The organism is Pseudarthrobacter defluvii (assembly GCF_030323865.1).
Lineage (GTDB): Bacteria > Actinomycetota > Actinomycetes > Actinomycetales > Micrococcaceae > Arthrobacter > Arthrobacter sedimenti.
This window is the reverse complement of sequence record NZ_CP066362.1, coordinates 1,098,702-1,112,028: the sequence shown is the minus strand read 5'-3', so window position 1 is coordinate 1,112,028 and position 13,327 is coordinate 1,098,702. Positions and strand designations below refer to the sequence as shown.

At 67.3% G+C, this 13,327-nt stretch carries 10 protein-coding genes; 6 read left to right on the top strand and 4 right to left on the bottom strand.

Annotated elements, in window-relative coordinates; translation table 11 throughout:
• Nucleotides 1-12 precede the first annotated feature (12 nt).
• Together JCQ34_RS05200 and JCQ34_RS05195 are read right to left on the bottom strand one after the other, a co-directional pair.
• Nucleotides 13-1,068, bottom strand: a complete 1,056-nt coding sequence (locus tag JCQ34_RS05200) for a 2,3-butanediol dehydrogenase (RefSeq protein WP_286402631.1) — start codon at nucleotides 1,066-1,068, stop codon at nucleotides 13-15.
• Between the two features lie 12 nt (nucleotides 1,069-1,080).
• Nucleotides 1,081-2,871: an NAD(P)/FAD-dependent oxidoreductase gene (locus JCQ34_RS05195; protein WP_286402629.1), complete on the bottom strand. Its 1,791-nt coding sequence runs from the start codon at nucleotides 2,869-2,871 to the stop codon at nucleotides 1,081-1,083.
• A 142-nt stretch (nucleotides 2,872-3,013) separates the two neighbouring features.
• On the opposite strand from JCQ34_RS05195, the gene JCQ34_RS05190 reads away from it, so the two are divergent.
• On the top strand, nucleotides 3,014-4,309 hold the full coding sequence (locus JCQ34_RS05190) for a GAF domain-containing protein (RefSeq protein WP_286402626.1): 1,296 nt from the start codon (nucleotides 3,014-3,016) through the stop codon (nucleotides 4,307-4,309).
• A 9-nt stretch (nucleotides 4,310-4,318) separates the two neighbouring features.
• Here JCQ34_RS05190 and JCQ34_RS05185 read toward each other — a convergent pair whose 3' ends face one another.
• Entirely contained in the window at nucleotides 4,319-5,098 is a 780-nt protein-coding gene (locus JCQ34_RS05185; protein ID WP_286402624.1) for an SDR family oxidoreductase, read from the bottom strand.
• 191 nt (nucleotides 5,099-5,289) lie between these two features.
• Between JCQ34_RS05185 and JCQ34_RS05180 the strand changes: the two genes are divergently transcribed.
• The 3 genes from JCQ34_RS05180 (at nucleotide 5,290) to JCQ34_RS05170 (ending at nucleotide 10,184) form a co-directional block, all read left to right on the top strand.
• Complete coding sequence (locus tag JCQ34_RS05180; RefSeq protein ID WP_286402621.1) at nucleotides 5,290-6,879, top strand: alkaline phosphatase D family protein; 1,590 nt, start codon at nucleotides 5,290-5,292, stop codon at nucleotides 6,877-6,879.
• Between the two features lie 292 nt (nucleotides 6,880-7,171).
• Nucleotides 7,172-7,783, top strand: a complete 612-nt coding sequence (locus JCQ34_RS05175; protein WP_286402618.1) for a hypothetical protein — start codon at nucleotides 7,172-7,174, stop codon at nucleotides 7,781-7,783.
• Between the two features lie 163 nt (nucleotides 7,784-7,946).
• Nucleotides 7,947-10,184, top strand: a complete 2,238-nt coding sequence (locus tag JCQ34_RS05170) for a PKD domain-containing protein (protein ID WP_286402615.1) — start codon at nucleotides 7,947-7,949, stop codon at nucleotides 10,182-10,184.
• Between the two features lie 34 nt (nucleotides 10,185-10,218).
• Here the strand turns inward: JCQ34_RS05170 and JCQ34_RS05165 are convergent, their stop codons facing one another.
• On the bottom strand, nucleotides 10,219-11,475 hold the full coding sequence (locus tag JCQ34_RS05165) for a S8 family serine peptidase (RefSeq protein ID WP_286402612.1): 1,257 nt from the start codon (nucleotides 11,473-11,475) through the stop codon (nucleotides 10,219-10,221).
• Nucleotides 11,476-11,592: 117 nt separating this feature from the next.
• Here JCQ34_RS05165 and JCQ34_RS05160 point away from each other — a divergent pair, with 117 nt between their 5' ends.
• Together JCQ34_RS05160 and JCQ34_RS05155 are read left to right on the top strand one after the other, a co-directional pair.
• On the top strand, nucleotides 11,593-12,423 hold the full coding sequence (locus tag JCQ34_RS05160) for an alpha/beta fold hydrolase (RefSeq protein ID WP_286402609.1): 831 nt from the start codon (nucleotides 11,593-11,595) through the stop codon (nucleotides 12,421-12,423).
• Between the two features lie 136 nt (nucleotides 12,424-12,559).
• On the top strand, nucleotides 12,560-13,285 hold the full coding sequence (locus tag JCQ34_RS05155; RefSeq protein WP_286402607.1) for a hemerythrin domain-containing protein: 726 nt from the start codon (nucleotides 12,560-12,562) through the stop codon (nucleotides 13,283-13,285).
• The last annotated feature ends 42 nt before the right edge of the window (nucleotides 13,286-13,327 follow it).

Below are 13,327 nucleotides of genomic sequence, written 5' to 3'. Positions count from 1 at the left end.
GAGCGCCCCGGGCTACGGATGCACCAGCACCTTCACCGCGGTGTCCTTGTGGTTGATGAGGGTGTCAAAGCCCTGCTCCACCAGGTCCTCCAGCGCGATCCGGCCGGTGATGAACGGCTTGAGGTCCACCTTGCCTTCCTGCACCATCTTGATGACCGCCGGGTGGTCCCGGACATAGGCGATGGTGCCGCGCAGGTCGATCTCCTTGAGCACGATCTTCTGCATGTCCACAGTGGCCGGCGCACCCCAGATGGACACGTTGACCACCACGGCCCCCGGCCGGACGGCGTCGAGCATGGTGTCCAGGACCGCGTTCACGCCCGCGCATTCGAAGGCGACGTCCGCCCCGGTGCCGCCGGTGAGCTCGCGGACCCGCTCCGGCACGTTCTCCTGGCTCGGGTCCAGCACGTGGTCGGCCACGCCGCTGGAGGTGGCCTTCTCCTTCCGGGCCTGGGTGAGCTCGCTGATGATCGTGGTCACGCCCATGCCCTTGAGCACGGCCGCGGTGAGCAAACCGATTGGCCCGGACCCGCCCACCAGGGCCACCTCGCCTTCCTTGACGCCACTGCGCGCCACCGCGTGATGGGCCACGGACAGCGGTTCGATCAGGGCGGCCTCATCCAGCGGGATGTTCCCGATGGGGTGCACCCAGCGCTGGTCCACCACGATCTTCTCGCTTAGCCCTCCCCCGCCGCCGGACAGCCCGATGAAGCCCATCTGCCGGCACAGGTGGTAGCTGCCGGCCTGGCACATGTCGCAGGTCCCGTCCACAAAGTAGGGTTCGACGACGACGTTGTCACCCACTGCCAGCCCCTCCACGCCTTCGCCGACTTCAGCCACAGTCCCGGAGAATTCGTGCCCCAGGGTCACCGGGGATTCCTCGTGGGACAGCGGGTGTGGATGCCCGGGTGCGGGACAGAAGATAGGCCCCTCCAGGTACTCATGCAGGTCGGTGCCGCAGATGCCGCACCAGGCGACGTCGATCTTCACCGTCCCCGCCCGCAGCTCCGGCTCCGGGATGTCCTCGATCCGGATGTCCTTGCGGGCGTGGAAACGTGCTGCCTTCATGATGGGTTCTCCTTAGCGGGTGTGGTGGCTGGGCTGCAGTTCGTAGACGGGGGTCTCGAGTCCTTCCATCCGGGCCTTCAGCTGCAGCGCCAGGTAGGCGGAGTAGTGCCGGCTCTGGTGCAGGTTGCCGCCATGGATCCAGAGGTTGGGCACGTTGGTGGGCTTCCACATATTGCGCAGCTCCCCCTCCCACGGACCAGGGTCTTTTGGCGTGTCTGAGCCGTATCCCCAGCACCTGCCCACCTGGTCCGCGATTTCGGGCGAGACCAGGTCTGCCAGCCACCCGTTCATCGAGCCGTAGCCGGTGGCATAGACAATCAGGTCCGCCTCCAGCTCGGTGCCGTCGTCCATGACCACGGCGTTGCCGGTGATCTTGGCGACCTGCCCGGACTTGAGCTTCACCCGGCCGTCGATGATCAGCTGGGAAGCACCTACGTCGATGTAGTAGCCGGAGCCGCGCCGCAGGTACTTCACGAACAGGCCGGAGCCGTCCACGCCGAAGTCCAGGTCGAACCCGGCGGCCTCCAGCTGCGAATAGAACTCCGCGTCCCGCTTGGCCATCTCCTGGTACACCGGCACCTGCGCCTCCGGGAGGATTCGCATGGGCAGCGAGGCGAACAGCAGGTCCGCCTTCTCCGTGGTGACGCCGGCCGCGAGCGCCCGCTCCGAGTACAGGTCCCCCAGCGCAAGGTCCATCAGGGATTCGCTGCGGGCGATGTGGGTGGAGGAGCGCTGGACCATGGTGACGTCGGCGCCGTGCTCCCAGAGGTCGGCGCAGATGTCGTGGGCCGAGTTGTTGGAGCCGATCACCACGGCCTTCTTGCCCGTCCAGTCACCTCCACCGGGATGCTGGGAGGAGTGCCGCTGCTCGCCCAGGAAGGTCTCGGCGCCGTCGAACTTTGGAATGTTCGGGTAGCCGGAGACGCCCAGGGCGAAAATGAGCTGCTTGGGCCGGAGCGTCACTGGTTCGCCGTTGCGAAGGACGTTGACCTCCCATTCCTGCGCGCCGTCGTCGTACACTGCCTTGACGCACTCGGTGCCGGACCAGTAGTTAAGCTCCATGATGCGGGTGTAGTGCTCCAGCCAGTCGCCGATCTTGTCCTTGGCGGCGAAGACCGGCCAATCGTCAGGGAACTTCAGGTAGGGCAGGTGGTCGTACCAGACGGGGTCGTGTAGGTGCAGGGACTTGTAGCGGTTGCGCCAGGAGTCGCCGGGGTTCTGGTTCTTTTCGACGATGATGGTGGGCACGCCCAACCGCTTCAGCCGCGCCGCGAGGCCGATCCCGCCCTGCCCGCCGCCGATGATCACGCAGTAGGGCTGCTCCTCGTAGCCCAGCCGGGCCTCCTGCTCCTCCTTGAGCTCCTTCCAGGACTTGCGTCCGCGGACGATCTCGTGGGCCACTCCCTGCTCGCGCCGCGGGCCCTTCTTCTCCTCGAAGCCCTTCAGCTCCTGCATGGTGGTCAGCAGCGTCCAGCACTTGCCGTTGCGGAGCCGGAGGTGGCCGTAGCCACGCGCGGCACCGGTTTCGAACGTGATCCAGGCTTCCACGTTCTCCGCGTCCCCGATGGCATCCTCAGACAGAGCCCAGTTGGAGGGCTGCACCCGGTCCAGCGTGGCCTCGAGCATGCGGCGGATGTCCGCCTTGCCTTCCAGGGTTTTCAGGTTCCAGGTGAACGCCACGAAGTCCCGCCAGTAGGTTTCATCCTCGAAAAGTTCCAGCGCGGCGTCCACGTCGCGCCGCTGCAGCGCGTCATCCAGGCCGGAAAGCCAGGCCTGCGCGGCAGCGGTGGGTGTTTGGGTCATCTCCACTCCTTTGTGCTGTTCCTCGGGCTCCGCCTGCCCGATATGCTGGGGCGGGCGTGAGCTGCATCACTAGTGGAACGCGGCGGGGGTAACAGGGGCGTTACACGAATCCGGCAAAGGTGCCGGCTGTGAGGAGGAAAGAGTGGACCACGGCCTGAGGTTTTCGGACCCGACAACGTATGCACGGACGCTGCGCCGCGCGCACGAGCTGGTCATTTCCGGCGTCCCGCGGCCGGAGATCTCCACCAGCCTGGTCGATTCGTGGCACCGCTCCATGGCTTTGGGCATCAGCCCGGACCAGCACAGCCCGCGGCACCTGCACGAGGTGGCGGAGGTGCTGGAGCTGCGGCGGGAGCACCGGCTGCAGCAGGTGATGCCCGCGCTGCACGACCTCCTGGCCGATGATTCCCGCTCCGGCCGCCACCTGCTGGTGCTCACCGATGCCGGCGGCGAGGTCCTCTGGCGGGTGGGCAGTCCGGCTGTCCTCCGCCGGGCCGACCACCTGGAATTCTTGGAAGGGGCCGACTGGTCAGAAGCCGGTATCGGCACCAACGCCATCAGCGAAGCCCTGGTCACCGGCGGCCCCGTGCAGCTGTTCTCCGCCGAACACCTGGTCCGCACGCACCACGAATGGGCCTGCACCGCGGCGCCCATTACGGACCCTGCCACCGGGCAGGTGCTCGGGGTGCTGGACGTGTCCGGGCCCTTGGACACCCTCAGCGCGGACACTTTGCGGATGGTGCGCTGCGCCGTGCGGGTGGCAGAGGCTTTGCTGGGAACGTCCGACGGCGGCACCTCCTTGGGTGCCTTGTCTCCCGTTGGTGCTTCCCGGCAGCCTGCGGCTTTCCCTTCGCGTCCGGCTGCCGCGGTGGAGCGGCTGGAACTGCTGGGCGAGAAGCCTGCAGCGGTGTTTGCCGATGGGAGCCGTGTGTCTTTGACGCTGCGCCGGGCGGAGATCCTGGCGCTGCTGGATTCCCGGTCGCAGGGCTGGTCCGCGGAGGAGCTGGCGTACGAGCTGCATGGCGACGTGGGCACCCCGCAGGCCATCCGGACCGAGATGTTCCGGGTGCGGTCCATGCTGGGCGGCGCCGTGGAGTCCAACCCCTACCGGCTTGCTCCCGCGCTGGCTGGTCGTTCCGACGCGGGGCAGGTGCTGAGGCTGCTGCGCGCGGGCCTGGTTGCCGAGGCGCTGGAGGCGTACAGCGCTCCCCTGCTCATCCGGTCCGTTGCCCTCGCGGTGCAGCTGCTCCGTGATCAGCTGGACATGGCGGTGGGATCGGCCGTCCGGGCCAGCGGTGATGCCTCGCTGCTGGTGCGGTGGCTTTCCACGGATATGGGCTTTGCCGATTTCCTGGCCATCGACGCGCTGGGCCGGTTGGTGGGCCGCGGGGATCCGCGGTACCTGGCGTTCAGGGCGGGATGCACGGCCGGTTACTAGGCCCGGCCCTCACCAGACCGAGTCGCCGCGCAGCACCACGTCGCTGCCGCCGTCCACGTAGACGATCTGCCCGCAAAGGTGCGTGTTCTCAGCGCTGTTGAGCCAGGCCAGCAGGCGGGCCACGACAACCGGTTCGGCAATCCCGTTCAGTGGCATTGGGACCACTTTCAACAGCGACTCTCGTTCTTGTTCGGTATCGATCATCTCGGCGGTCATGGGGGTGGCAATGATTCCGGGAGCCACGGCGTTCAGGGGGATCCCGGCTCCGGCCCAGTCGGCGGTGGCGGCCTGGCGGCGGACCCACCGGGACAATGCGAGCTTCGTGGAACAGTAGATGAGCCCGCCAGTGGTCGGTTCCTTGGCCAGGACCTCGGCGCGGGCCATGGCTGCCTGCTCGTCTCCTGCGGTCAGCCGCCCCACCAGCTCTTCGTCGCTGGCCATGAGGGCTGCCATGGATGAGACCACCACCGCGCGTGGGGCTTCGGATTCCCTCAGCAGGGGCCGGAGTTTTTCGAGTGTTGCTATCGCTCCAAAGAAGTTGACGGCGACAGTCGGCGGCGCCGCGGATGCGAGTCCGGCATTGGCGTATATGGCATCGATCCTGCCGCCGCTGACTTTTCGTACAGCGTCCACCAATGCGGCCCTTCCTTCCGCGCTGGCAAGATCGGCCACTACCTCGGCGTCGTGCAGGTCCACCCCGATCACGCGTTCGCCCCGCTGTTCCAGGAGTTCCTTGGTTGCCTTGCCAATGCCGGAGGCGGCGCCGGTGACGACGGAGGTGCGGGGCATGGTTCCTTCTTTCGCTGGCCGGATGGGGTCGGGCCCAAGTTTGCCCGGGAAGCCTGCACTGAGCCAGAGTCCAAAGGCCCGCACCGGACGCGGGGCCGGCCGCACAAAGTTCACAGCTCTTGTCAAGCCGTTAACCGCCCATTCACATCCTCCTCGAAACCTGTACAGAAGCTGGAAATACCTTGGGAGCCATGGACAACATCTCCCGCAGAACCCTTATCTCGGCCGGCCTCGGCGCCGGCCTGGTCGCAGCCCTGCCGGGCGCCGCCGTCGCGGTTTCCACCGCTGACGACGCCGGCCTCCGCAACGATCCCTTCATGCTCGGCATCGCGTCAGGCGAGCCGTGGCCGGACGGCTTCGTCCTCTGGAGCCGCCTGGCCCTGAATCCCGTGGCGGAGGACGGCCTGGGCGGCATGCCGTCCCGCCCCGTGGCCGTGCAGTGGGAGGTGGCCGAGGACGAAAGCATGCGGAAGGTGGTGGCCCGCGGCGTGGAGCAGGCCCGTCCTGAAGCTGCGCATTCGGTGCACGTGGAGCTGCGCGGGTTGAAGGCCGGCCGCGAGTACTTCTACCGGTTTCGCGCCGGCAAGCACCTCAGCCCAGTGGGCCGCACCCTCACCAGCCCGGCCCTCCACGAGACGCCCGCCGCCCTGGCCATGGCGTTCGCCAGCTGCGCGCAGTACGAACACGGCTACTTCACCGCCTACCGCCGCCTGGCCGAGGACCACCCGGACCTGGTGCTGCACCTGGGCGACTACCTGTATGAATACAAGAAGGACAGCTACGTGATCGGCGGCGGCAACCCCCGCGACCACGAGGGCCCGGAGACCGTCACGCTGGAGAGCTACCGGCAGCGGCACGCCCAGTACAAGGCCGACGCCGACCTGCAGGCTGCGCACGCCGTCGCACCGTGGGCAGTGGTGTGGGATGACCACGAGGTGGACAACAACTGGGCGGACGACGTGCCCGAGAACAAGGACGCCGGCCAGCTCAACGACAGCGTGGAGCACTTCCGGCAGCGCCGCGCCGCCGCGTTCCAGGCGTACTACGAGAACATGCCCCTGCGCCCGTCTTCCCTCCCGGCCGGTCCGGACATGAAGATCTACCGGAAGATCCAGTGGGGCCAGCTGGCCAACTTCCACATGATGGATACCCGGCAGTACCGCGACGACCAGCTGGCCGGCGACGGCTGGAAGAAGAACGTCACCGAACGCCTGGCTGAGGACCGCACCATCACCGGCGCCGAGCAGGAAAAGTGGCTGCTGGACGGCTTCCGCAACTCCACGCAGCGCTGGGACATCCTGGGCCAGCAGGTCTTCTTCGCCGAGCGGGACCGCAACAAGGCACCTGAGATCGATGACGTGTCCATGGACGGCTGGGACGGCTACGCGGCCTCCCGCCGCCGCATCACCCAGGGCTGGGTGGACGCCAACGTCCGCAACGCCGTCGTACTCACCGGCGATGTGCACCGGCACTGGGCCAACGACGTCAAAGTGGACTACAAGGACCCCGCCTCGCCCGTGGTTGGCTCGGAACTGGTGTGCACGTCCATCACCTCCACCGGCGACGGCAGCGGCTCCACCACGGACGCCACCATGGCCTGGAACCCGCACCTGAAGTTCTACAACGACAACCGCGGCTACGTGAACACCCGCATCACCAAGGACGCCATGACGGCTGACTTCCGGGTGCTGGACCACGTCACGACGCCGGGCGCACCCGTTTCCACCAAGGCCTCCTTCGAAATCCGCGACGGCGCCCCGGGGCTTCAGTCGCGCGCCTGACCTTCGTGTGTGACGCGTTTGCGTGATTTATCGGCGGTTGGTTAAGGCGGTCCCCTGTATTTGCGGGGTTCCGTGCTCCCGTTGAAGCCAATAGTTACGCAAACGCGTCGACGGTGGGCTGGCGGGACCTTCGGCACTTCTGGTGGCGGGGGTCCCGTGGCATTTTGGCGGCTATGTCCGGACGACGACATTGTGTACGGGCGGGCCGCGGAACGGTACGCCGCCGGCGCTGGCTGCTCCTGGCGGTGTCGCTCTTCGCGCAGCTGGCGGCGTATCTGCTGTGGCGGAAGCCATGCTGCGGTGGGGAACCGAGGGAACGGAAGCGGTGGAGCCCCTGCCCGGCGACGGCCTGGAGCCCCGGCCGGTGTTCCAAAGCACCCGGGCCATCACCATCGATGCCCCGCCGGACCGCGTGTGGCCATGGATCGTGCAGATGGGGATCTATCGTGCGGGTTTCTACACGCACGACCGGGTTGAGCGGGCCCTGTTCCACGCCCGGTACGTTGAAGGGAAGCATTCGGCAACGCGGATCCACCCTGAGCTGCAGGACCTTAAGGTCGGGGACAAAGTCCCGTACGGCGGCGGTGTGTACGCCATGGTGTCGGAACTCGAACCCAACAGGCACTTGGTGGCGGGTGAGCAGTTCATCCTGCGGACCCTCCCCGGAAACCGCACCCGCTTCATCATCCGGTACCGCGGCCCGGGGTATCTCAGTGCCGCCGTACGCGGCGCCGGTCCCGACGCTCCGGCGGTGACCCGGGCCCTGGCGTTCACCCTCCAGAAGGTGCCGGGCGCGCTGATGCTGGCACGCGGCGTCGACCTTTTCATTGGTGATCCGCTGCATCACTACATGGAGGTTGGCGTGCTCCGCGGGGTCAAACAGCGCGCCGAGTCCAGCACTTAAGTAACCAGTAGCCCTAGGCAACAAAAACAGGTACCAGGGGCTCTTGTTAGGGGATCGATTAGGGGCCTACCCTAAGTCCCCTAGGGGTTGCGTCGGGCTGGGCCGGCGGCAGGACTCCGGCAAGTAAATATGCCACTGCGGCATCAAGTCCCAGGAGCCGGCCATGAAGAGCGAAGTTTTCCCAGGTTGGTTACGGCAGGCCGTGGTTCTGGTCCTGATAGCGGCTGCCGCCCTGGTGGGAGCGCCGCCGGCTTCCGCAGATCCCGTCTACGGGACCCAGAGCATCGCCTACTCCGGCGTCGCCAATCCGCCCACGTCGGACAAGCCCCAGAGCAAGCTGTGGTGGAATGACGGCTCCTGGTGGGCGGACATGTGGACCAGCGGCAGCGGCTGGAGCATCTACCGGCTGGACCGGCCCAGCGCCACTTGGGTGAACACGGGCGTGGTCAATGACACCCGCGGCAGCACCCTGGCCGACACCATGTGGGACGGCAGCCACCTCTACATCGCCTCGCACGTGGTCACCATCTCCACCGACGCCAACCCGAAACCCTCTGTCGCCGGACAGCCCGCATACCTTTACCGGTACAGCTACTCCAGCGGCAAGTACACGCTCGACTCCGGGTTCCCCACCGTGATTGCCAACAACAGCAGCGAGTCGATGACCATCGACGAGGACAGCACGGGCGCCATCTGGGCCACATGGACGCAGGTGGCGGGCAACAGCACCAGCGGTTTCACCAACACCGTCTACGTAAACAACTCGGCGCCCGGCGGCTCCAGTTGGGCTGCGCCGTTCGTCCTCCCGGTCTCCAACCCGCACCCGGCACCGGATGACATTTCTGCCGTGGTGTCCTACAACAAGAACAAAATTGGCGTGATGTGGAGCGACCAGCTCACCGGCTCGGTATGGTGGGCCTCGCGCACCGATGGGACCTCCCCCACGGCGTCATCGTCCTGGAACTTCCAGCCGGCCATCCGGGGCCAAGGGCAGGCCGACGACCACCTGAACATCAAGTCCCTGCAGTCGGATACCAGCGGCCGCGTCTTCGCCGCGGTGAAGACCAGCCTGAACGACGTCTCCAGTGATCCCACGCTGCCGCAGTTGCTGCTGCTGGTCTTCAAGCCGGGCACGGGTTCCTTCACCCAGTCCACCATCTCCACAACGGGTGATTGCGTCAGCAGGCCGCAGATAGTCCTGGACACCCAGAACAACCTGGTCCGCGCTTTCCAGACAGCCCCGCCCACGTCAGTGACCGGCTGCGCGTACTCCGGGGTGGCCGGCAGCATCTACGAGAAGACGGCGTCCATGGACAACCCGGTGTTTGGCAGCGGCCGCGGGACCCCCGTCATCCAGAGCGCATCGTCGTCCAACATGAACAATGTGACCACCACCAAGCAGGGTGTGGACAGTTCCACGGGCATCGTGGTCATGGCCAGTGACGACGTGGCCAAGCGCTACTGGTACTCGGACCGTCCGCTGGGACCGGCGGTCACGGCACCGGTGGCATCCTTCACGGCCTCCCCCACATCCGGCACAGCGCCGCTGAACGTCGCCTTCACTGACACGTCCACCGGCACGCCCACCTCCTGGGCCTGGGACTTTGGCGACGGCAGCACCTCCACCGCGCAGAACCCCGCCCACAGCTACGCGGGAGCCGGCACCTACACGGCCAAGCTCACGGCCACGAACAGCGGCGGGTCCAGTTCTGCCAGCACCACGATCACCGTCAGCTCCTCCTCCACACCGCCGCCGGCCGCAGGGGTAGGCGTCGTCGGCTCGTCCACCACTTATTCGGGAACGGCGGCTTCCGCCGTCTCCATCGGTGCCCCCGCCGGAACCGCTGCCGGTGATGTCCTGGTCGCCGCCATCACCACGGACCTGAACCCCACCATGGCCTCCGTCCCGGCGGGCTGGACTCCGCTGGTCAACGGCCTGGGCATCAACAGCACCTCCACCTCCGGTGCCAGGGTCTTTGCCTATTACCACGTGGTGGGCGCCTCGGATCCTGCCAGCTACGCGTGGACGCTCAGCACGGCCGTGAAGTGGGGCGGCGGCATCACCGGTTACCGGGGCGTGAACAACACCACGCCGCTTGACTCCTCTGCAGCGACGGCCGTGGACGCCACCTACAACGCCACCAGCATCACCGCCCCCAGCGTCACAACGGCCACCAACGGCGCCATGCTGGTCGGCGGCGTGGGCTGTGACTGCGCAGCCCCTGTGGTTTCCTCCGCGCCGGCCGGCTGGACCCAGCGCTGGCAGGCCGCCGGTGGGCAGATTGCCGAACTCGCGGACAAGGTGCAGGCAACCGCCGGAGCCAGCGGAACAGCTACCTGGACCCTGAGCGGTGCGCGTGCAGTTGCCGCCTGGCAGGTCGCGCTGAAGCCGGCCAGCTAGGGCACCGCTTACCCGGCAGCGCGGCTAACTGACGCTATTTAACGGCGCCGGCGGCGTTCACCCGGCCGTAGGCCCAGTACGTGCCGGTGCCGGCAACCTTGTCCGCGGTGGATTCCACGTCTGCCCTGATGGAGGTGTTCGTGGCGCCCGGATGCGAGCTCCACGCGAGCGCCGCCGCTCCTGCCACGATGGCCGAGGACATCGAGCTTCCGTTGCCCACGTCGTAGCCCTGGGACCGGTTGTTCTGGGTGGCCAGCACGAAGGGGTGGTTGGGGAAGGTGGAGTAGACGTTGACGCCGGGAGCGGCAACGTCCACCCAGCTTGCGCCGTAGGTGGAGAACGAGGCTTTGGCGTCGTTATTGTCGGTGGCACCGACGGCGATGACATGGGTGTACGCGCCGGGGTAGATCTTGGTCTGGTTCCCACCGTTGCCGGCAGCCGCCACCAGGACCACGCCCTTGTTCCAGGCGTTGTTGACGGCGGTTTCCAGGGTCCGCGATGCCCGCACCCCCAGGCTCATGTTGATCACCTTGGCGCCGTTGCTGACCGCCCAGTTGATGCCGTTCGCAAGGGCAGAGCTCGAACCGACGCCGTTGTCGTCCAAGACCTTTCCGGCCAGGATGGTGCAGCCCGGGCAGACCCCTGCCACGCCGATGGTGTTGTCGGTGGTGGCGGCGACGCTGCCGGCCACGTGGGTGCCGTGGCCGTAGTAGTCCTCGGCCACCGGGTCCCCTGCCTTGGTGGCCGAGCCGCTGGAGTTGGCGCGGGCCACCACCTTGGGTGCGATGTCCGGGTTGTCGCTGGCGACGCCGGAATCCAGCACCGCGACCTTGACGCCGTTGCCGGTGGTCACGTCCCACGCTTCGACGGCATCCACGTCGGCGTCGGGCGTGCCGGCAGGAATGGTGAGGTCGCCTGCGGTGTTGGTGAACGACTGCCCATCGTTCTGCAGGGCGTACTGGCGCGGGAAGTACTGGTCGGAGGTGAAGGCTGCCACCGGCTGGTCCGCTTCGGCGTACTCGACGGCGGGGTCCCGGCTGAGCGCCTCGATGAACCGGTCTTCGCTGCCGGCGGGCACGCTGACCAGTCTGGCGCCCGTACTGCCGACGTCCACGCCGTCCAGTCCGCGCCTGTGCAGGATGCCGGCGGCAGCGCCGTCGTCGTAAAACTTTACGAGGACGTGCCCGGGCTGAGGCGACGTGCCTCCTGCAGCATTGGCGGGAAGGGCAAGCGGAACGGGACCGAGCACCAGCAGTGCTGCCGTGAGGCCGGCGGTGAAGAGTTTTCTCATGCGGGCCATCTTGGCCCCACAGGCCGGGACGCGAAAGGGGCAGGAGCCCCAAAGTGCTCCGCTTCCTGGTAACGAGGACCCTGGCCCCACAGTCCCGGCCGAATTTACACTGGCGGGATGGAAGCGGTGGTCAGCGGCGTGCCCGTCCATTTCGTTGAACATGGCAGCGGAACACCCGTCCTTGCCCTGCACGGCGCCGGAGTGGACCACCGGGAGATTGCGGGCGGCCTGGAACCGATGTTCGCGAGAATCCCCGGGTTCCGCCGCCTGTATCCGGACCTGCCGGGGATGGGCCGCACCCCGGCTCACGCGTCGCTCAACAGCAACGACGACGTGCTGGACCTCCTGCTCGGCTTCATCGACGGCACGATCGGTGATGAACCGTTCCTCATGATCGGTCAGTCGTATGGCGGGTACCTGGCCCGCGCGGTTGCCCACCTGCGGCCGCAGGCGGCCGGGTTTGCCCTGATCTGCCCCATCGGCGCGCACACCGGCAGCGTGCCAAAACACGAGGTCCTGGTGTCGTCGGTCAGTCCTGCCGGCCTCGACGCGGAAAGCGAGGCCTCTTTCCGCAGCTATTTCGTGGTCCAGACGGACGAAACGCTGAAACGGTTCCAGCAGTTCGTGGCTCCTGCAGCATCCCTTGTTGACGAGCAGGGGTTGGCCCGCATTTTTTCGCAGTGGGAACTGCGGGACCGTCCGGAATCGGCAGCGCGATATCCGCGTCCCGTGCTGGTCCTGGCGGGGCGGCAGGACGCCACCGCCGGCTATGCGGATGGGTTGGCGCTGGCCCGGGATTACCCATCCGGCACCTTTGCCGTGCTGGACCGCGCCGGGCACGCCCTGCTGCACGAGCAGCCCGCGCTCGTCCAGGCCTTTCTCGCCGAATGGATTGAGCGGGTGCGCGAAGACTCGGCCCGGGTGCAGGCCGGCTCCCGGCTCCCCTGAGCAGGGCGACGCCGCGCACCCCGCCTAAGTGCCGCCGTCGTACTTCCCCAGCCGTTGTGTGCCGTGGAGGCCGGGGCTACGATGCTCGCGGGGAGAGGTCCTTCGTCTCAGTGACCGGCAAAAATAGGGGCCCACAATGACCGACTTCTTCACCATGCAGCCCGGCGAGACCGCGCCTCCCCTTCCAGCGGGACCCGTCCTGTGTACGGGAACCGCTGCCATGCGGCGCATCCACCGTTTCTTCCTCTGGGCCTACAGCGAGGCGCCCGGACTGGTGCGTTCGGCCGCGGCGGGCGACACGGCCCGCGCCGCCTACGTCGGGGAAGTGCTGGGGAACTTCGACAAGGTGCTCCACCTCCACCACGAGGGCGAGGACCTGTTGATGTATCCGCAGCTGAAGGAGCGCGCGCCGGCGTGTGCGCTGCACGTGGGGCAGATGCTGGAGCAGCATCGGCAGGTGACACAGCGGCTGGATGCCATTGAGCCGGTGCGGCTGCGCTGGATGTCGACGGCGGATGCGGAGTCGGCGTCGGAACTGGCCGCGCTGTACGAGGACCTGTCCGCCGTCCTCAACGTGCACCTCCGGCGGGAGGTCACCGAGATGATGCCCGTGGCGGATCGGGTGATGAGCGAGAAAGAAGCCGCGGCGGTGGGGCAGCACGGGGTCAAGGCACTCGACAAGAGGTTCATGGTGGGCTACCTGGGCATGGTGCTGGCCACGAATCCACCCGCGGACCGGAAGGAGCTGTTCAAGGAGATCCCACCCCCGGTCCGGCTCGCCTACAAGCTGGTGGGGCGGCGGATGTACCGGAAGCAGTACGCCACGCTGTTCCCGGGGCGGCCAGTGCCGGAGACGCTTTAGAAGCTCTAGAAGTACGACGGCGGGTGGCCGGCTTTTCGAAGC

Bases quoted from the DNA above. Each gene is read 5' to 3' on its own strand.
- JCQ34_RS05200 (WP_286402631.1), bottom strand. From the start codon at position 1,068: ATGAAGGCAGCACGTTTCCACGCCCGCAAGGACATCCGGATCGAGGAC.
- JCQ34_RS05195 (WP_286402629.1), bottom strand. From the start codon at position 2,871: ATGACCCAAACACCCACCGCTGCCGCGCAGGCCTGGCTTTCCGGCCTG.
- JCQ34_RS05185 (WP_286402624.1), bottom strand. From the start codon at position 5,098: ATGCCCCGCACCTCCGTCGTCACCGGCGCCGCCTCCGGCATTGGCAAG.
- JCQ34_RS05180 (WP_286402621.1), top strand. From the start codon at position 5,290: ATGGACAACATCTCCCGCAGAACCCTTATCTCGGCCGGCCTCGGCGCC.
- JCQ34_RS05175 (WP_286402618.1), top strand. From the start codon at position 7,172: ATGCTGCGGTGGGGAACCGAGGGAACGGAAGCGGTGGAGCCCCTGCCC.
- JCQ34_RS05170 (WP_286402615.1), top strand. From the start codon at position 7,947: ATGAAGAGCGAAGTTTTCCCAGGTTGGTTACGGCAGGCCGTGGTTCTG.
- JCQ34_RS05165 (WP_286402612.1), bottom strand. From the start codon at position 11,475: ATGAGAAAACTCTTCACCGCCGGCCTCACGGCAGCACTGCTGGTGCTC.
- JCQ34_RS05160 (WP_286402609.1), top strand. From the start codon at position 11,593: ATGGAAGCGGTGGTCAGCGGCGTGCCCGTCCATTTCGTTGAACATGGC.
- JCQ34_RS05155 (WP_286402607.1), top strand. From the start codon at position 12,560: ATGACCGACTTCTTCACCATGCAGCCCGGCGAGACCGCGCCTCCCCTT.